Genomic DNA, 19456 nt, shown 5'->3' with positions numbered 1-19456 from the left:
TGGATGCATCCCCGAAGGGGATACCAACTTTATTCTCTCTAATCTAAACCTCTTCCCTGCGGACTAGCGCTGTTTACTAGGTGTTGTTAAAATTTAGGACATGCTAAACTTCTGCTGAGACTTTTATCGTATTTATTAGGGAATAAATTAAATCCAAACACATAAGATAAAGTGATTTCATGGGCTCCTCCAGAAGGAGCTAGTTTGGATAAGGTGAAATCGTAGGAATATCCGATGGCGAATTTATCCTTTCTAAAGCCAATTAAACCCGTCATGGACTCCCGAGTATCCAGTTTTTCGGTACTAGGCAAAGCAATTGGAAAATTTCGATACCAAAAGCCTATTACTAAGGGTGCGATAGTTAAATACGTCCCCACATCTAATTGACTAAACATTCCCTGTTTTTTGAATTGAATGATGGGGCTAATACTTTTCTCGTAGTTTAAGGCATTCTCTGGATCATTACCTTCGTAGCTTGAATTTCCTAAAGCTATTTTGGTTCCCATTTGTACGCTTAATCTCATGTCAAGAGGTGAAATGGAATTGTTAACTAAAGATTGATTAGGTTGGTTTAGGTGGTGTGCACTGACACCAATCCAGTGTTTTCCAGAATATAACATGGATCCTACGGATAAATCAACATAGGAGGGGTTGGTGAAATTGGGTGTTTTGGGGATAATATCGTTCGATGAGGCATCAATTCCCCCAGATCCTAAATATCCGGTTAATTGATCCCCGAAAACCAAGTTTTCTGGAGATAAGCTTCTGTTAACGTAGGCTCCTTGCATTCCCATGGATAAAGAATAATTCTCTGTTAATGAGATATGATAGGCATATTGCAACGCAAAGCTACTTGTCGTTAAGGCTGAAAACTGAGAATCAGAAGTGATTAATAAGCCGAGTCCACTTTTGTATTTTTGTATACCAATATCAACGGACATAGCGGAAAATTGGTAATTGCTCGTTAAATTAGGCCATTGATTGCGGTGCATTAAATTAACGTTCACATTGTTAGAAATTCCGGCGAAGGCTGGATTCATGTTTAACGGTAATGCATAGTTCTGAGTTACCTGGGGATCTTGCGAATACCCCATAAATGGAATGAAAACAGCTAGAGTGAAAATATGCAGTAGTCTCATTTTTTGAATACCTTTCAAGGTAACTCATGAGCAGGCAATTTACGTTCAAGTCGTATGAAAAACAATTTTTGGCAATTTAAAATAATGAACAGAAAAACCTTTATCACCTTTTTATTGCTTTTCTGCTCTTGGAGTTTAACAGCACAAGATATTGTCATTCGAAATACTTGTATTACTAAATGTGCCTATTGCAGTGATTCGACTTCGGTGGATTCTACCGTTTTTGAATATACCAAGCCGCTTGCGTCGCCAACCAGTGTCAAATTTAATTGGGTGTTTCGAAAGGCGGGTTCTGATAATAGTTATTCAACAGTTCTTGGCAGTACAGATAAGCGATCAGGTAGGTTCAAATTTTGTGAAAAAGGGGATTACGCAGTTGACCTATACCTGAATGGAAGTGTTATTTATTCAAAGTATAAATTTAAGATTGGTTTTGTAGCACCGATTGTCTTGGGTCAAGATAGCACGAAGGTGGATACCACGATTTGTAAAGATGAAATAATCACTTTACGAGTTAAAAATCCGTTAGCCTCTTACTCATATTTATGGTATCCGAAAGGCGAGACGACTGATTTTATTTCGGTAAACAAGTCGGGTTGTTATTCGGTCAAAGTGACGGATGCTAACTCTGGGTGTAGTTCAGAGGGTAATTTGGAGGTTATAGTTTGCGGGGAAATTCCTCCTCCAGCATCTCCGCCTGACAATACCTGGTATTTTGGTGAAAAGGCCGGTCTCAATTTTGGTCAAGCGGGGACACCCTCTCCTAAAGCGGGTAATCCGATGCCTATTACAGCTGAAGCCATCGCTAAAATCAATGATATAAAAAATAATATACTGCTGTTCTCTGATGGGAAAAAGGTGTATGATGCGAAATTCAATGACCTTATCCCAGGTAAAAATTTAGCAGCAGAAGCTAATTCGCAAGGCTTGGTGATCATTCCCAAACCGACATGCAAAGGATGCCAATCAGAATATTATGTAATTTATACGAAGCAAAATAGTTTGAAAGAGAGGCAAATCTTTCAATCGACCATAGATTTTAAATTGAATGGGGGTAAAGGAGGGATGAGCGTGGAAGGCTCAATGCTTTCGACAACGAATACATCGACTAGAATGGTTTCAATGCCATTGGCAGAAAATGCCTCTCTATTATTTACTCAAGACCTGGGAAGTGGCAATATTCGTTCATTTAAAGTTTCGAGTACAGGAATATCTGCTCCTATTGAGAGTAAATCACCCACAGGATTTACTGCAGCTAGTCTTTCTAACCCCTCCACCATGAAAGTGAGTCCTAATAAGCAGTGGTTAGCGGTAGCAATGGCAGGGGTTACCGTGAACAAAATTGAATTATATTCAGTGGATTCACTTTCGGGAAAAGTAAAACATAAGGTGTCCATTTCGCTGGGTTCATCCACCAAACAGCAGGTGTATGGACTTGATTTTTCCAAGAACAGTAAGCTGATCTATGCCTCTTTGAAAGGAGTAGGAGTAGCGGATACGTCCTCGATTGTACAATTGGATATTTCAGCCACTGATTCTACAACCTATGAGGCGACAAGAAAAACAGTTCCGGGTTCAAAAATAGTAAAAAAAATAGGAGCTATTCAGCCGGATCCGGTGAATGGTACTGATCTTTATGTGGCGATTTTGGACCAAACTTCTTTAGGTAAGATCACAGCGATTGACGGGGTAGTAGGGACTCCATCTGGAGCCAGTTTTACTTTGAGCGGAGCGGCACTTCCAGCGGGGTCTAAAAGTAAACTTGGTTTACCCGCATCCTATTCGATTACGTCGACGGATGGAAAAGGAATTTCGATTCAGCAATCCTGCTTTGGTTTGAATTATTCCTATAAATTGACGGGAAAACTATGTGATCCAATTGAGAACACGAAAGTGATTTGGAATATTTACAAGACAACTTTAAATCCTGTAAGAAATGCAAACGGTACTATTGTGCCGCTAAATCCAGCAACTACTCAATTGTTTACTTTTACTGGCGATAGTGTTAATTATGCATTTAAGGATAATGGAACCTATGTGGTTACTGCCAAAGTTTCTAATAAGTGTGTAACTGATTCTCTATTAGACGCACAGAAATTCGAGATAGATTTACTAAAGCCATTTTATTTAGCACCAGAATTTAGTGTGATTTGCAAGAATTTGACAGAAATTAAAGCAGATACCTTGCCAGCCATTTCAGGGTTAACCTACTTTTGGAACACAAAAGAGACTACCGATAAAATTTCGGTCCCTAAACCTGGAGGGGCATTTGATTTAACCATTACGGATCCAGCAAGTGGGTGCAGTTTGACTAAATCAACGAAAGTTAATTTTTTAACTAATAGCCTGTTTGACACTCCTAAAGATTTATTTATTTGTGATGATAATGTAAATGCCGCGGCGTTTAAGGAAAATGTCACTTTTGTTGAATTGAAATTACCTGTGCCTGCCTCCAGTTTAAAATCGATTGATTGGGCTGGAATTCCAAGTGCTGCGAACCAGGATAAGGTGCAAGTTTCAAAGTCTGGTACCTATGTATGTACTATAATTGATCGAGATGATTGTGTATTAAATGTTAGCTTTATTGTCAAAGATAAATGTGCACCTATCATGCAAGTTCCTTCTGCTTTCACTCCGAATGACGATGGTAATAATGATTATTTTAGACCCGTTGGCAATTTTGAAGCTGTATCTTCTGGGACTGCTACCGTAGTAAAACCTCGAACGGTAATTGAATCGTTTGAAATCTTTAACCGCTGGGGTGAGATGATTTACTCCACTAGCGCAATAGACTCCTCTTGGCTGGGTTGGGATGGGAAAATCAACGGGATTAAAGTTCCACAAAACACCTATGCCTATCGATTAAAGTATACTTCTATCGATATTCCAGAATTAGGAGTGATGGAATTAAGGGGAACGGTGGTTATAGCCTATTAATAGGCTCTAACTTCGATACCTTTCATGAAGTTGACGAAGGCCTTATTCACCACTTGATTACCACCAGGTGTAGGGAAGTTACCAGTGAAATACCAATCACCTAAGTGGTCAGGACAAGCGACATTTAAGTTCGCTACTGTTTGGTATACAATCGAAAGTTCAGCTTTTAAACCTTTAGGACGAACGATCTCCGCAATTTTGTCTGAGATTTCTTCATCTGTGAAAGGGGCATATATGGCTTTTACAAAGTTTTCTTGCTCGGCAGTCCCAATTTCTAGCGCATTTAAGCATCGTAAATTCACCTCATCTAATATGTTCTCTAATCCGCGTTCTTGCAATAAGGCTAATGCCGCACGGAAGGCAACAAATTCCTTCATTTTCGACATATCGATACCGTAGCAATCTGGGTAGCGAATTTGAGGAGCGGAGGAAACGATAACTATTTTCTTAGGGGATAATTTATCCAATAATTTCAGGATACTTTTTTCTAATGTTGTTCCGCGAACGATGGAGTCATCAATGATGACCACTGAATCTACCTCTTTATTGATTACCTCGTAGGTCGTGTCATATACGTGTGCGACCATGTCATCACGCTGATCATCCGAGGTGATAAACGTACGCACTTTCACGTCTTTAGAGATGAGTTTTTCGACGCGTGGACGGAAGGTTAATAGCTCTTCTAATTCTTCTTCGAACAGGATGCCATCCATGATGGCTTTTTTTCTTTCTTTGGCCAAATGGTCTTCTAGGCCATCAATCATTCCAAGGAACGCCGTTTCTGCGGTGTTAGGAATGTAGGAGAATACGGTATTTTTCAGGTCATGATGCACCTCGGCTAAAATCTGAGGGATCAATAACTGCCCTAATTTCTTGCGCTCGTGGTAGATATCTGGATCGGATCCGCGAGAGAAATAGATGCGCTCGAAAGAGCATGATTTTTGTTCTAGGCGGTCGATAAATGGAACCTCTTTGACTTCGCCTTGAATATCAATAATTAAGGCATGGCCCGGTGTGATTTCTTTTATTTGATCGTAGGCGCAGTTAAAAGAAGTCTTGATGGCCTGTTTTTCAGAAGCCACTACCGCCACTTCTTCATCCACATAATAATAGGCTGGACGAATTCCGGCAGGGTCACGCGCCACGAAAGAGGCACCATAACCAGTCATTCCGACCATCGCATATCCTCCGTCAAAATCCTTGCATGAACGCTCTAAAACTCGTTTCAAGTCAATTTCTTGGGCGATGATATCGGATAATTCTGGGTTCTCGTATTGGTCTTTATACTTGCCAAATTGGCGTTGATTCTCTTCATCTAAAAAGTGGCCGATTTTTTCCATCACGGTAACCGTGTCCACTTTTTCTTTCGGGTGCTGACCTAGCGAAACTAATTTATCGAACAAATCGTCTACATTGGTCATATTGAAATTACCTGCCATTACGAGGTTACGGCTTCTCCAGTTGTTTTGACGCAACATGGGATGGCAGTTTTCGATCTCGTTTTGGCCGTGCGTTCCATAGCGTAAGTGGCCTAAAAGTACTTCGCCGGTAAAAGCCACATTTTCTTGCCACCACGCTGCGTCGTGAACGGCATCTATGCCTGTTTCTTTGGAGACTTGTTTAGCTAGTTTTTGTGCTTTAGCGAATTTCTTGTTGATTTTTCCAAAAATATCTGCCACTGCTTGCGGCTCTACTGAACGGTATCTGGAAATGTAACGGTGCCCTGGTTTTACGTTGATTTTGATGTTTGCCACCCCGGCTCCATCTTGTCCTCTGTTGACTTGCTTCTCCATCATCAGATAAAGTTTGCTCAGTCCGTAAGTAGGTGTTTTGTATTTGTCTAAGTAGTGCTGAAAAGGCTTTCGTAGGCGGATGAGGGCAATTCCGCATTCGTGCTTAATAGAATCAGACATGGAAACGTGGGGCTATTTTAAAAATCAAGTCCAAAATTAGCCAAAATAAATGACCAACAAGCTGATTTTTTTAATTTTTTATCGACTATTTCCAAAGGTTCGTTAAGACCGATGGAAACAAGATAGATGCGATCAAAATCGCTGTTAAAATTCCGTAAGAGTAGATTTCGATTGAGGATAAATCAGCCCAAAGAGTCGTTTTTTCACTAGCTTTTTTGAAATAGAGCTGGAATGGAATCTTTAAATAATAAAAGAGTGAAATCGCCGTCACTAAAATCGCAACAATCAGTAAAACGAGTAGGCCGATGGAGGTCGTCACCTCATAATTGGACCATAATAAACTGAAGTAGGTTATTTTCGCAATAAAGGTTCCGGCTGGGGGAAGCCCTACTAAAGCGATTAGTCCAGTAAGTAAGAAAAACGCGGGCAATGGCTTCGAAGTACCTAAACCCGCAAAATCAGTCACTTCGTCCGCGGCCATTTCGTCGATCAGATAGAAAACCAATAAGCTGGCAATGCTATACAAGAACCCATAGAAAAGAATCGCATCAAGCGCCTGAATGGGTTGGAAGAACCAAGCCATCGCAAGGAAACCGCCGTGCGCGATGCTGGAATAGGCGAGCAGACGCTTGGTTTTGTTTTGGCCTAAAGCCCCTAGATTTCCTACTAACAATGTCAGAATCGCCAATACCGCTAATTCATTTACAAATGAAACTGGCAAAGTGGGTAGCAGACGTATCCCCACGAAAGCAATGGCTAACTTAGGCGCGGTCGAAATCCAAGTCATCCAGGAGGCCGGTAAATTCTCCATCACATCCGGATTCCAGGGATGAAAGGGTGCCCATGACATTTTGAACAACAATCCCACCGCAAAAAGCCCTAGAGCGAATCCGCGTAAATAGGGATCGGCTACGGAAATTCCCCGAGAGAAATCCACGCTCGTGAAATCCAGTGTGCCCGTTAATCCATATAGCAATGAAATGCCATAAATGAACAAGGCTGAGGAACCTAAGCCGAATAAAACATAAGGCAAACTGGCCCGAGAGGACTCTTTTCGAAGGCTGACTAACACATAGGTACCCATCGACATAAATTCGATGGATAAGAATAGGCTTAGCGCATTCGAGCTCATGCTGCTTAACAAAGCACCGAGTAAAATGGATAGAAATCCGGTCAATTCTTCAAAGGTGAGGGATTTTTTATGAATTTGGTTCATCAAAATGAGTAGAAATCCAATCCCTAAAATAAGGGTATTGATGGCATCTGAACCTAAATTTGCCTCAAATAAACCTGCTGCAAATGATCCCGTTAATCCTAATTCAGTGCGTTGAAAACTGAGAGATAAGGCTAATAGAAGGGGAATTTGGCAGGTGAAATAACGCCATGAAGTACTAAATTTCTCCGTTTTACCGTGTAAAAATAACTCAATGAATAAGCTAAAAAGAATCGTTCCAGCTATGATCAATTCAGGAATCGCCAGGTGTAATCCGGCCGTGATGGACTGGATTCTTTCCGCGAGCTGAGTGATGTTTGAGAACGAAGACATGGATAAAATTACAGTTTTTGGCTCAAATAGTGAGCGGTTGGGTTGTTTTTCAGGCCTTTCATCTCTTCGGGAGTGCCTTGGAATGTAATATAGCCCCCGTTTTCGCCTCCTTCCGGCCCTAAATCAATGATGTGATCCGCACATTTAATGACTTCCATGTTATGCTCGATAATCACGACAGAATCCCCTTGTTCCACGAGGTCATTCATCGCCTTTAACAGCTTTTTGATGTCGTGGAAGTGAAGTCCTGTGGTGGGTTCGTCGAAAATAAATAAGGTCTTGCCCTTGTTGGGGTTCCCTTTACCTAAAAAGCTGGCCAATTTCACGCGCTGCGCTTCCCCACCAGATAGGGAGTTCGACGATTGCCCTAGTTTAATATAGCCTAAGCCCACTTGGAACAGCGGGTCAATCTTATCGGCAATCCGCAGTTGTTTCTCGCGGAAGAACTCCACCGCCTCTTCAACGGTTAAGTCTAAAATTTCCGATATATTTTTATCTTGGAATTTGACGTCCAAAATTTCCTGCTTAAAGCGGGATCCTCCACAAGATTCGCATGGCAGTTTGATGTCTGCCATGAATTGCATTTCGATGGTGATTTCCCCCTCGCCTTGGCAAACCTCGCAGCGTCCGCCTTCTACGTTGAAGGAGAAATGTGCAGGTTTGTAGCCGCGGGTTTTAGCGACTGGTAATTCGGAATACAAGGCTCTGATAGCATCGTATGCCTTAATATAGGTCACGGGATTCGAACGAGATGATTTTCCAATTGGCTGCTGGTCGACCATTTCGATGCTCGCAATTTTGTTTGTACTTCCCTTAATTTCGCGGAATCGCCCCGTCTCTTCGGTGCCTTGTTGCAATAAACGAAGCATCGCTGGATACAAAATTTTACGTATTAAGGTCGATTTCCCAGAGCCGCTGACACCTGTAACTACCGTCATGATGCCTAAAGGAATCGCGACGTCTACATTCTTTAAATTATTTTCGGAGGCTCCTGTTATTTCGATCTGAGCTAATGCTTTGCGTCTGAAATAAGGTACTTCGATTCGGTCTTCTCCAGTTAAAAAGCGCAAGGTGTGACTATCGGTTTTTTTATCTGCCAAAGCCTCTTTTAAATTCCCCTGAAAGATCAAGTTTCCACCATGACGGCCAGCTTCTGGTCCGATGTCGATGATTTGGTCCGCAGCCCGCATCACTTCCTCCTCATGCTCTACCACGATGACCGTGTTCCCCATGTTTTTTAACATCTCTAATACCGAGATTAAGCGTTCAGTATCTCGAGGGTGCAAACCGATGCTCGGTTCATCTAAAATATACATCGAACCTACCAAAGCGCTGCCTAGGGAAGTCGCTAATTTAATCCGTTGAAATTCACCACCAGAAAGGGTAGAACTAAGACGGTTTAAGGTTAAATACCCTAAACCTACGCGATCCATGTACTCGAGGCGGTTATTGATCTCGATTAAAATGCGTTTCGATACCTTTTGGTCATGTTCGTTCAGCTGCAGGTTTTCAAAGAAAGCCTTCGTTTTAGACAAAGGCCAAAGCACCAAATCGACAAGCGAGGTCCCCGCTATTTTTACATAGCTAGCATCCATCCGCAAGCGTGAACCCTGGCATTCTGGGCAATTCGTTTTGCCGCGGTAACGCGATAACATCACGCGGTATTGGATTTTATACGTCTCTTTCTCTAAGTGATCGAAGAAATTAGTCAGCCCCGCAAAATATTTATTTCCGGTCCACAATAACTTCTTTTCTGCTGAAGTTAAATCTTTATAGGGACGGTGAATAGGGAAGTCAAATTGTATTCCATTGCGCAACAAGGGGCTTAGCCACTCGCTCATACGCTCACTGCGCCAAGGTGCGATCGCACCCTCATAAATGGAAAGATCGTGATCTGGGAAAACTAAATCTGGATCTAAACCCAGTACTTTGCCATAGCCCTCACAATTTTTGCAAGCACCGTAGGGATTATTGAAGGAGAATAGGTTTAAGCTAGGTTCCTCAAAAACCATCCCATCCAATTCGAATTTATTCGAAAATACATCTCTCTTTCGACCTTCTATTTCAATCCAGCAAACACCTTCTCCTTCGAAATAGGCTGTCTGAACGGAATCTCCCACACGGAATTGAGTCTCTTCGTCGTCTTTTTTAGAGACTAAACGGTCGATCAAAATCGCTATTTCGGAAGGTTTCTTCGCCAGCTTTTGTAGTTGCGCTGGGTCTTCTATTAATTCCTCTAAAGCAATAATTTCCTCTTGGAATTTTAACCTAGAGTAGCCTTTCTGAATGAGTAATTGACATTCGTTTTCGAGACTACGCTCTATATTATGTACTAACGGGGCTAGTATAAGGACTTTCTTGCCATCGTTTTTAGCAATAAAATCCACTATCTGGGATACCGAATCTTTGCGCACCTCCTGTCCGGAGACGGGGGAAATGGTGCGGCCGATGCGGGCAAAAAGTAATTTTAAATAATCGTAAATCTCTGTGGTGGTACCTACAGTCGAACGCGGGTTCTTTGTATTCACCTTTTGTTCGATCGCGATGGCTGGCGAAACACCTTTGATGTAGTCAACGGCTGGCTTTTCCATTCGGCCTAAGAACTGACGGGCGTAGCTGTTAAGGCTTTCTACATACATTCTTTGGCCCTCCGCAAATAAAGTGTCAAAAGCTAAAGAGGACTTACCTGATCCCGACAAACCTGTAATAACAACTAATTGGTTTCGCGGAATTGCCACATCTACTCCCTTCAAATTGTGTACGCGCGCACCTTTAATGATGATATGCGTTTTCGGATCACAATTTTCGATGTTATGCTTAGACTGTGGGGTGTTCATTTTACAAAAATATCCTTTAATTTTGGTAATCAATTTAAGCCAAATGAAAAAACTACTATTATTCTTTTCGCTCCTTACTTTTGGAGGAATTTCGGAGGTCTTCGCTCAAGAACCTGTGGTTATCAAAGAGGAGGGCGCAGAAGGAGATTTAGATGCTGAAATAGATGTGCGAGAATTACCTTTTCGCCAACGATTGAATTTTGGCGGGGGTGTCAGTGGTTTAAGTTTTGGAAACCCGACCAGTATTGGAATCTCACCAATGGTAGGATATTCTTTAACGAATAACTCGATAGTGGGTGTAGGTCTGACCTATCAATATTATGCGATTGGTAATTATTCAAGCAATCTACTTGGTGAGCGGATTTTCTTTCGGCAACAAGTGCCTGCGTTAAGTCAAGTTATAGGTCAGGCCTATTTAACGGGGCAAGTGGAGAATTATACCAACATTTCAGATAATTCAGGGTCCTCTTATTCAAATCCGGTCTTGATTGGTGTTGGATTAGGCTCTAAAATAGGGTTGAATTTTAATATCATGTACGACCTAAATTATTCCCCAGGTCGCTCTCCTTATGGCTCAGCACTGGTTGTCCAAATCGGTGGATTTTTCTTTTAAAATTTAAAACAATTTTACCCCTTTATCAGTCTTGTATATCAGGTAGAATTTCTTAATTTCGAGTTCAATTTAAATTTTTATGTCAACGATAGCAGTAGAACCCTTATTGGTTGAGGATCCCAACCGTTTTGTGCTTTTCCCGATTAAGCACGATGATATTTGGCAATTTTATAAGAAGGCGGAAGCGTCTTTTTGGACAGCTGAAGAGATCGATTTATCTCAAGATTTAGCGGATTGGAAAAAGATGAACGATGGTGAGCGTCACTTCGTTTCACACGTTTTAGCATTCTTCGCTGCATCGGATGGTATCGTAAATGAAAATTTAGCGAATAACTTCTTGAAAGAAGTACAATATGCAGAGGCGAAATGTTTCTATGGTTTCCAAATTATGATGGAAAACATTCACTCAGAAACCTATTCTCTTTTAATCGACACCTATATTAATGATCCTAAAGAAAAGGACCACCTTTTACGTGCGATTGAGACAATCGATTGCGTAAAGAAGAAGGCGGACTGGGCTTTGAAGTGGATCGAATCAGATAATTTCGTAGAGCGTTTGATTTCATTCGCAGCAGTCGAAGGTATTTTCTTCTCTGGTTCATTCTGTTCTATTTTCTGGTTAAAGAAACGTGGTTTAATGCCAGGTCTTTCGTTCTCGAATGAGTTGATTTCCCGTGATGAAGGTTTACACTGTGACTTCGCGTGTTTATTGTATGCAGATCACATTAAGAATCAATTACCTCAAGAGAGGATCTACGAAATCATTTTAGATGCGGTAGAGATCGAAAAAGAATTCGTTACCGTAGCTTTACCCGTTTCATTGATTGGTATGAATGCTGAAATGATGTGTCAATACATTGATTTCGTAGCAGACCGTTTATTGGTTTCTTTGGGATGCAAGAAGCACTACAACGCGACGAATCCATTCGACTTTATGGAGATGATCTCTTTACAAGGCAAGACAAATTTCTTCGAGAAGCGTGTGGCTGAATACCAAAAATCAGGTGTCATGTCTGATAAGGATTCAATGTCTTTCTCGTTAGATGAAGATTTTTAAAATCTTTAATACATAGGAAAAGGCCTCGATGTAGATCGGGGCTTTTTTTATGGCAAACGCTTATGGCCAACGTTCCAGGATCATGGGCAACACGAGACCGATGGTGATGCCTGAGATGACTTGTATATAGGCCTTTTGTTTCCAATTAAACACGTGAATTGATAGGATGGAGGAGGTAAGGACTATGGCGACTACGACTAATTGGCCTATTTCTAGGCCGATATTGAAGGCTAAGAGGGGAGCGAAAATCGAGCTTTCTGCGCCCAGCAAGCTTTGTAAATAATTGGAGAACCCTAAGCCATGGATCAATCCAAAAAAAGCAACCACGCCGTACTTATAACGTTGCTCGGTCTGAATCAAATTACTAATTGCCGCCACTAAAATCGTACAAGGGATCAAGAATTCTACCCAAGCACTATTTACCTGGATTAGGTGAAGCGTCGCTAAAGCCAGGGTAATTGAATGTCCCAGCGTGAAGGCTGTTACTAGCCAAAGCAGCTTTTTATAATCTGTCACCACATAAACGCAAGTCAGCGAGAGGATAAACAAAAGGTGGTCTAAAGCGGCCCAATTTAGGATATGCCCTAGTCCTAAAGAAAAGTAGACAGAAAAATTGCTCACAGCTCGTTGTTTATTGGCCAAAAATAGGGATATTCAAAGAGAAAATGGTAGACTTATTCTATGAAATTTGATTACATCATTGTGGGAGCCGGTACGGCGGGTTGTGTTTTGGCGCATCGATTATCCGAAAATCCCCTTAACCAGGTGCTTTTAATCGAAGCGGGAGGTGATTTTCGAGATCCTCGTATTTCGATGCCATCAGCTTATTCCTTGTTGAATCACACCTATTTGAATTGGAATTTTTTCACTGAACCTCAGCCACATTTAGGAGGTCGTCGCTTATATCAACCACGTGGTAAAACCGTAGGGGGAAGTTCTGCGATTAATTGCATGGCCTACATTCGTGGGAATAAAGCGGATTATGACACTTGGGCTGCTTGGGGATGTGCAGGATGGTCCTATCAGGATGTCTTGCCTTATTTCAAGATGTCAGAGGATAACGAAGATTTTCAGAATGAATACCATGGCAGCGGTGGCTTGCACCGCGTGGCAAAGAATCGCCATTTGACGATTTTTGGGGATGCATTTATTGAAGGCTGCGCCACAGTGGGGATCCCTTCGAATCCAGATTTTAATGGAGCGAAACAAGTGGGAGCCGGATTGTTTCAATTCAATATACAAGATGGAGAAAGGGCCTCTGGGGCGAAGGCCTTCATTCAGCCAGCACTTTCAAGAAAAAATTTACATATTCAAACCTCTTTTCAGGTAGCATCATTGGTGTTGCAAGGAGAAAAGGTGACGGGATTGAAAGGCTATAAATTGGGCTCTAAAAAGCCCCTTGAATTCGAAGCGTCCGAAGTTATTTTATCTGCGGGGGCATTTCAAAGTCCGCAAATCTTGCAACTATCCGGCATCGGCGATACGGCAGAATTGAAAGCCCATGGAATCGACTGCCGCCTTGATCTGAAAGGCGTGGGTAAGAATTTATCTGATCACTTGTTTGTGAATATGAACGCGCAGGCTAGTACAAAGGGACAGTCCTATAATGTGGCTTTAGGGGTGAAAAACTTTGTCGATTATACCTTGCATAAAAAAGGTCCGTTATCTTCGAGCCCTTTAGAAGCGGCTGCTTTTTTTGATTCAGTCAATCAATCGGATGTCCCGGACTTGCAATTTCATTTCTCCTCTGCTTGGTCAGCGGATATGTACGATTATAGTAAAATGCCATTAAGTGACGGCTTTACTATCTTACCTACTTTATTAAAACCGAAGAGCAGAGGAACAGTGAGCCTTCGATCTGACCGTTTCGATGATGCGCCGGTTATCGATCCCCGTTATTTGTCAGCCGCTGAAGACCGAGAAACATTGAAAAGGGGAATGCGAATTGCCAGAGATATTGTATTGTCTTCGGCTTTTGATGGATTGAGAAAAGGTTCAGAATTAAATTTTCCGGCAGGGGAATGGACCGAGGAATTAATGCAAGAGCATATGGAACAAGCCACAGAATGCGTGTACCATCCGGTAGGGACCTGCAAGATGGGGACGGATGCGGAGGCGGTTTGTGATCCAGCGACTCTGCGCGTCAGAGGTTTGCAAGGTTTACGTGTGGCGGATGCATCCATCATGCCGGATGTGATTTCGGGGAATACGAATTCTGCGGTGGTGATGATTGCGGAGAAGGCGGCAGATTTAATTTTGAGTAAATAAATGATGCGAAAGCGTTTTAATTAAAAATAAACTATGAAAAAGATATTTATGCTACTTGTGCTGTTGGCACCGATGGTAGGTTTTGCCCAAAACGAAGAATCGCTTAAAGAAGCGGAATTAAACCGTTTTAAGTTGATGGTGGCGAAGGATAAGGCTGGTCTAGAGTCTGTTTTACATAAAGATTTAGTGTATTCCCATTCAAGTGGTGTTCAAGATTCGAAAGACAGTTATATCGGTTCGATTCTCACAGGAAAATCCAGTTACTTGTCCATCACACCGGAGGAATTGCAACACCGTGTATATGGGAAAACAGGGATTAATACTGGTATTATTGTAATTCAGCAGCAAGCAGCTGATGGTACGCTAACACCTTTACGACTTCGTTTCACTGATGTTTTCGTGTACGTAGACAAGCGTTGGCAAATGGTTTCTTGGCAGTCGACTAAATTAGTCCCTGCGCAAAAGCCCTAATTTTCTCGTAGATATACGCTAAATCCTCGTCTTCGATACAATAGGGGGCGAGGATGTAGATGGTATTTCCTAAAGGGCGCATCAAAATGCCTTGCCCTAAGAAGTATCGGTATATATCATCCCGGATGGAGTGTAAATAGCCGTCTGTTTCTCCCGTTTCTACTTCCATGGCCAGAATGGTGCCGTGAATTCGTACATTTTTTAGAATTGAATGATTTTTCAGCGTGGCTGCGAAAGCACGATGACGAGATTCCACACGCACAATTGACGCCCAGGTTTCTTCTTTTTCCATTAAATCCATACTCGCATTGGCCGCAGCACAGGCTAATGGATTTGCTGTGAACGAGTGTGAATGGAACATCATTTTTCGGCGATCATCCGATAGGAAGGATTGAAATATTTTTTCGCTGCAAAGGGTTAAACCCATGGCCATCATGCCGCCGGTTAGGCCTTTGGAGAAACAGACAATGTCCGGTTTTTCTGCCAAATAATCCATCGCAAACCACTTCCCCGTACGACCGAATCCGGTCATGATCTCATCTGCGATGCAGAACATCCCTTTTTCGTGTGCCAACCGAATTAATGAATCCAATGTGGATGCCTCGTACATTTTCATTCCACCAGCACCTTGAATCAAAGGCTCAAAGATGAAAGCCGCATAGTCGTCTGAGTTTAAAGAGGACATAGCAGCTAGGCAGGCTTCAGCGTCTTGAGGACTTAGAAGGAATTCCACCTCGAAAAGCATATCCTGAAACGGGTCATTGAAGGAGCTTGGAGCCCCTAAACTCATCGCCCCAAAGGTATCCCCGTGGTAGGCATCCGCAAAAGCGAGGATTTTTCTACGCTTTGTATTTCCTTGGTTGTGGAAGTATTGCAAAGCCATTTTGATGGCAACCTCCACGGCAGTGGATCCATTATCTGAGAAGAAAACGCGTTCGAAATTAGGCGGCAAATGACTCAATAAGCGTTCTGAAAGTCGAACCGCTGGTTCGTGGGTAAAGCCCGCGAAGATGACTTGTTCGAGCTGTAGGGCTTGTTCGTATACTTTTTGGGCTAAATACGGATGCCCGTGGCCGTGTGTATTCACCCACCAAGACGAAATCGCGTCAATGTATTTTTTACCCTCTGTGTCAAATAAGTGTGCGCCTTTCCCACTTGCAATCGGAATCGAAATAGGTTCGATTTGGTGTTGCGTGAAGGGGTGCCAAATGACTGCCGCATCCCGAGAAGACAAATTCGAATTAGACATGGATTTTATGAGCATACGAAGCGATTACCGCTTCATTGATTTCTGATTCTGTATGGACGCGCAAAATAAGGGGTAAACCGGTATGGTTCAAAATAAACTTTTCACCTGATCGATTTTCAGGTCCATTGAACACGATTCCGGCCATTGGAATTCCGTGTTGCTTTAAAATCTCATAGCTTAAAATCGTATGATTGATGCTGCCTAAATAGTTTTTGCTGACTAAAATGACAGGTAATTGCAGGTGTTTAATTAAGTCTAGATTCGTCTCTTGATCATTCAATGGCACCATAATTCCACCGGCTAGTTCGACGATTAGGGTCTGATCCGTAGGTATTTTAAATGCTTCAAGTTTAATGGTAATGCCATCGATTTCTGCTGCACTGTGGGGTGAAAGAGGTTGGGATAAGGCATAGGTGGAAGGATGTACGGTGGCCGATGGAACCCAGTTGTTGATCCAATAAGCATCTCCCGTGGCAAAATCCCCTGATTGAACGGGTTTCCAATAATCCGCTTTTAATCCTGCCGTTAAGATGGCAGAAACGACTGTTTTGCCAATTTCAGTCCCTATTCCGGCGACGATAAATTGTTTCATTCGAGTGTTTTTATTAGTGATTCTATTTTTTCCTTGGTGTGATTTGCACTGATTGTGATGCGTATGCGTTCTTTACCTTTCGCTACTGTGGGGAAAACGATGGGTTTGATGGCGAATTCGCTGGCAGAGGCTGCTTTTGCGCGCACGGCTTCGTTTCCGGTCACGAAAAAAGTTTGGATGGCGGTTTGGCTATCGCCCCAGGCGTCAGAATGGCAGTTTGCGCGAAAGAAAGCGATGTTTTCTTGTAGTTTTTTTCTGGCCTCGTTTTGGGAAGGTAAATAGTGCAAGGTGCTTAAAAGCGCTGAAACGTGTGCCGGCGTGGGTGCGGTGGAATAGATGAAGGGTCTAGCGAAGTTCACGAGGTATTCTTTGAGGGCTGATGACCCTAGGACTACCGCTCCTGCATTGCCCCAGGCTTTCCCGAACGTGATTACTCGAGCAAAAATGTCCTCGCAAAGCCCCAACTCATACACTAAACCTTGTCCTTCAGGACCATAAACTCCACCAGAATGCGCCTCATCCACGATGAGCTCGGCCTGGTATTTGTTTTTCAATGCAACTAATTCCGATAGTGGAGCCACATCGCCATCCATCGAATAAACCGATTCTACGACGATCCATTTCCGGGTTTTGGCGGGGTATTGATCTAAAAGATGAACTAAGTCATCTAGGTTATTGTGCTTGAAGATGCGTCGTTCTGCTTTAGAAAGACGTAAACCATCTATTAAACTCGCGTGTAAAAGTTTATCGCAAAATATGACGTCGCCTTCTTGTGGCAAGGAGGAGATCAAACCAATGTTTGCGTCGTAGCCTGAACTAAACAGCAAAGCAGCTTCTGATCCGTGAAAGGCGGCGCATTCTTTTTCGAATTGTTCAATTAAGGCAGAGTGTCCTGAAATGAGTCGAGATCCGGTAGCCCCATTTTTGCGCCATTCGCCAGGCAAAGCCTCAAAATCGCGTGCAATAGACACTTCTAGAATGGGGTCACCTGCTAATCCGAGGTAATCATTAGAGCAGAAATCCGTGCGGCCATCCAGCACGGATAATTGCCTGAATAAGCCCTCTTTACGACGGGACTCCAAAAGGTCAATAAGCTGCTGCTGAATGTTTTCCATAAATTATTGTGTTGCAAAACTACGAAATAATCGCTGTGGACGTGTATTTTATCATTTAATTGATTTTGAAGCCCAAATTTTGGCCTAAAACCTTGACAATTCCCCGCTAATACCGTAGTATTGCATGTCGATTCTGACAATTCAACGAGTAAACGTCCCTTAATTTTCTCATTTGGCAAACATTCTGACAGAGATGTCTGTTGTCAATCTTAATTAATCATTCCCCCTTTATGGAAGATAAGCCTATCAAAAGAGTAAAAAAAGCACAAGTAGAAGAATCATCATCAAACGAAAGACCTAAGCGTCAACGAATTAAGAAGAGCAACGAAGAAGCCCCTTTGTTACCTATGGGAACACAAGCGGAAGTGGAAACGGCTGCAGAAGCGCCTATCGAATACAAAGAAGTGGCTGCTCCAGAAGAATTCTTAGTAGATACGTCCTTCATTACCAGCACAGAAAACACAAAAGACGAGGTTTCTCCTACGGATGCGCCTGTCGATGTTGATAAATTACCTAAGGAAGAGGCGCCAGCACCGGTCCACCACCACAATAAACACCGTTCGAATTACAATCAAGTCATCAAGGAATTAGATGGTTTGATCGAAAACGAGGGGGTTTTAGAGATTATGCAAGAGGGCGGTTACGGATTTATGCGTTCGTCTGATTACAATTACTTGGCTTCTCCAGATGATATTTATGTGTCGCCATCTCAGATCAAAATGTTTGGTTTGAAGACGGGAGACACCATTTTAGGAAAGATTCGTCCACCTAAAGAGGGAGAGAAGTATTTCGCTTTATTAAAAGTGGAATCAGTGAATGGAAAGACGACGGATGAGATTCGTGACCGGATCAATTTTGAATATTTGACGCCTTTGTTCCCAGAGGAAAAGTTGAACTTGTCATCGACGCCGGATAATTATTCGACGCGTATATTGGACTTGTTTGCGCCTATCGGTAAGGGCCAAAGGGGTATGATTGTTGCCCAGCCTAAAACGGGTAAAACGGTTTTATTGAAAGACATCGCCAACGCGATTTCCCGTAACCACCCAGAGGTATATTTGATCATTTTATTGATCGATGAGCGTCCGGAGGAGGTAACGGATATGCAGCGTTCTGTGCGTGCAGAAGTAATTTCATCTACTTTCGATGAGCAGGCAGAGCGTCACGTAAAGGTGGCTAACCTGGTTTTAGAGAAAGCCAAAAGAATGGTGGAATGCGGCCACGATGTCGTTATACTATTAGATTCGATCACACGTCTTGCACGTGCTTACAATACGGTGGTTCCATCTTCCGGTAAGATATTATCAGGTGGTGTGGATGCCAATGCGCTACACAAGCCGAAGCGTTTCTTCGGAGCAGCGCGTAACGTCGAAAATGGCGGATCTTTAACCATCATCGCAACAGCCTTGATTGAAACGGGATCGAAAATGGACGAAGTAATCTTTGAGGAATTCAAAGGAACGGGTAACATGGAATTACAATTAGATCGCAAGTTAGCGAACCGCCGAATCTATCCATCAATCGATGTGACGGCTTCAGGAACGCGTCGCGAGGATCTATTGATGGATCCAGCCGTTCTACAGCGTGTTTGGATCTTGCGTAAGCACATGTCCGACATGAACTCGGTAGAGGCGATGGAATTCTTGCAACAGCAAATGAAAGGAACGAGGAACAATGAAGAGTTCTTGGTATCCATGAATAGATAGGATGTCAGCCAGT

The 19456-nt window shown here is 42.6% G+C and carries 14 protein-coding genes; 6 read left to right on the top strand and 8 right to left on the bottom strand.

Annotated features, from left to right (window positions below):
- Positions 1 to 86: 86 nt before the first annotated feature.
- Complete coding sequence (locus ACRZ9O_RS04650; protein WP_459456823.1) at positions 87 to 1139, bottom strand: PorP/SprF family type IX secretion system membrane protein; 1053 nt, start codon at positions 1137 to 1139, stop codon at positions 87 to 89.
- Positions 1140 to 1223: 84 nt separating this feature from the next.
- Between ACRZ9O_RS04650 and ACRZ9O_RS04645 the strand changes: the two genes are divergently transcribed.
- The gene (locus tag ACRZ9O_RS04645; RefSeq protein ID WP_459456821.1) at positions 1224 to 4076 is read left to right on the top strand and encodes a T9SS type B sorting domain-containing protein; all 2853 of its coding nucleotides are present in this window, start codon (positions 1224 to 1226) and stop codon (positions 4074 to 4076) included.
- On the opposite strand, the gene ACRZ9O_RS04640 is transcribed toward ACRZ9O_RS04645, so the two are convergent.
- The 3 genes from ACRZ9O_RS04640 to uvrA all read right to left on the bottom strand — a co-directional run bounded on the left by ACRZ9O_RS04640 (position 4073) and on the right by uvrA (position 10372).
- The gene (locus tag ACRZ9O_RS04640) at positions 4073 to 5989 is read right to left on the bottom strand and encodes an amidophosphoribosyltransferase (protein ID WP_459456819.1); all 1917 of its coding nucleotides are present in this window, start codon (positions 5987 to 5989) and stop codon (positions 4073 to 4075) included. The two genes, ACRZ9O_RS04645 and ACRZ9O_RS04640, sit on opposite strands and share 4 nt — an antisense overlap.
- Positions 5990 to 6074: 85 nt before the next feature.
- Positions 6075 to 7535, bottom strand: coding sequence for an NADH-quinone oxidoreductase subunit N (locus ACRZ9O_RS04635; RefSeq protein WP_459456817.1), 1461 nt, complete (start codon positions 7533 to 7535; stop codon positions 6075 to 6077).
- An 8-nt stretch (positions 7536 to 7543) separates the two neighbouring features.
- On the bottom strand, positions 7544 to 10372 hold the full coding sequence (gene uvrA, locus ACRZ9O_RS04630; protein ID WP_459456815.1) for an excinuclease ABC subunit UvrA: 2829 nt from the start codon (positions 10370 to 10372) through the stop codon (positions 7544 to 7546).
- A 43-nt stretch (positions 10373 to 10415) separates the two neighbouring features.
- Here uvrA and ACRZ9O_RS04625 point away from each other — a divergent pair, with 43 nt between their 5' ends.
- Complete coding sequence (locus ACRZ9O_RS04625) at positions 10416 to 10985, top strand: hypothetical protein (protein WP_459456813.1); 570 nt, start codon at positions 10416 to 10418, stop codon at positions 10983 to 10985.
- A 79-nt stretch (positions 10986 to 11064) separates the two neighbouring features.
- Positions 11065 to 12042, top strand: a complete 978-nt coding sequence (locus tag ACRZ9O_RS04620; RefSeq protein WP_459456811.1) for a ribonucleoside-diphosphate reductase small subunit — start codon at positions 11065 to 11067, stop codon at positions 12040 to 12042.
- Between the two features lie 60 nt (positions 12043 to 12102).
- Here ACRZ9O_RS04620 and ACRZ9O_RS04615 read toward each other — a convergent pair whose 3' ends face one another.
- Positions 12103 to 12663 carry a HupE/UreJ family protein gene (locus ACRZ9O_RS04615; RefSeq protein ID WP_459456809.1) on the bottom strand — a complete coding sequence of 187 codons (561 nt, stop codon included), beginning with the start codon at positions 12661 to 12663 and terminating at the stop codon, positions 12103 to 12105.
- 60 nt (positions 12664 to 12723) lie between these two features.
- Between ACRZ9O_RS04615 and ACRZ9O_RS04610 the strand changes: the two genes are divergently transcribed.
- The gene (locus ACRZ9O_RS04610) at positions 12724 to 14310 is read left to right on the top strand and encodes a GMC family oxidoreductase (protein WP_459456807.1); all 1587 of its coding nucleotides are present in this window, start codon (positions 12724 to 12726) and stop codon (positions 14308 to 14310) included.
- A gap of 33 nt (positions 14311 to 14343) precedes the next feature.
- A complete protein-coding gene (locus tag ACRZ9O_RS04605) occupies positions 14344 to 14781 on the top strand; it encodes a nuclear transport factor 2 family protein (RefSeq protein ID WP_459456805.1) in 438 nt (145 codons plus the stop codon).
- Here ACRZ9O_RS04605 and bioA read toward each other — a convergent pair.
- From bioA to ACRZ9O_RS04590, 3 genes are read right to left on the bottom strand one after another with little or no spacing between them, the layout of a single operon-like run.
- Positions 14753 to 16030, bottom strand: coding sequence for an adenosylmethionine--8-amino-7-oxononanoate transaminase (gene bioA / locus ACRZ9O_RS04600; RefSeq protein ID WP_459456803.1), 1278 nt, complete (start codon positions 16028 to 16030; stop codon positions 14753 to 14755). The genes ACRZ9O_RS04605 and bioA overlap by 29 nt on opposite strands.
- Positions 16023 to 16622 carry a dethiobiotin synthase gene (gene bioD / locus ACRZ9O_RS04595; RefSeq protein ID WP_459456802.1) on the bottom strand — a complete coding sequence of 200 codons (600 nt, stop codon included), beginning with the start codon at positions 16620 to 16622 and terminating at the stop codon, positions 16023 to 16025. The genes bioA and bioD overlap by 8 nt, the downstream gene beginning before the upstream one ends.
- A complete protein-coding gene (locus ACRZ9O_RS04590; RefSeq protein WP_459456800.1) occupies positions 16619 to 17737 on the bottom strand; it encodes an aminotransferase class I/II-fold pyridoxal phosphate-dependent enzyme in 1119 nt (372 codons plus the stop codon). Before ACRZ9O_RS04590 ends, bioD begins: the two co-directional genes overlap by 4 nt.
- A gap of 230 nt (positions 17738 to 17967) precedes the next feature.
- On the opposite strand from ACRZ9O_RS04590, the gene rho reads away from it, so the two are divergent.
- A complete protein-coding gene (gene rho, locus ACRZ9O_RS04585; protein ID WP_459456798.1) occupies positions 17968 to 19443 on the top strand; it encodes a transcription termination factor Rho in 1476 nt (491 codons plus the stop codon).
- The last annotated feature ends 13 nt before the right edge of the window (positions 19444 to 19456 follow it).

It is taken from the genome of Aquirufa sp. HETE-40SA, from assembly GCF_054558635.1.
Note: the sequence above shows the minus strand (reverse complement) of the source record. Positions and strands in the feature narration are given on the sequence as shown.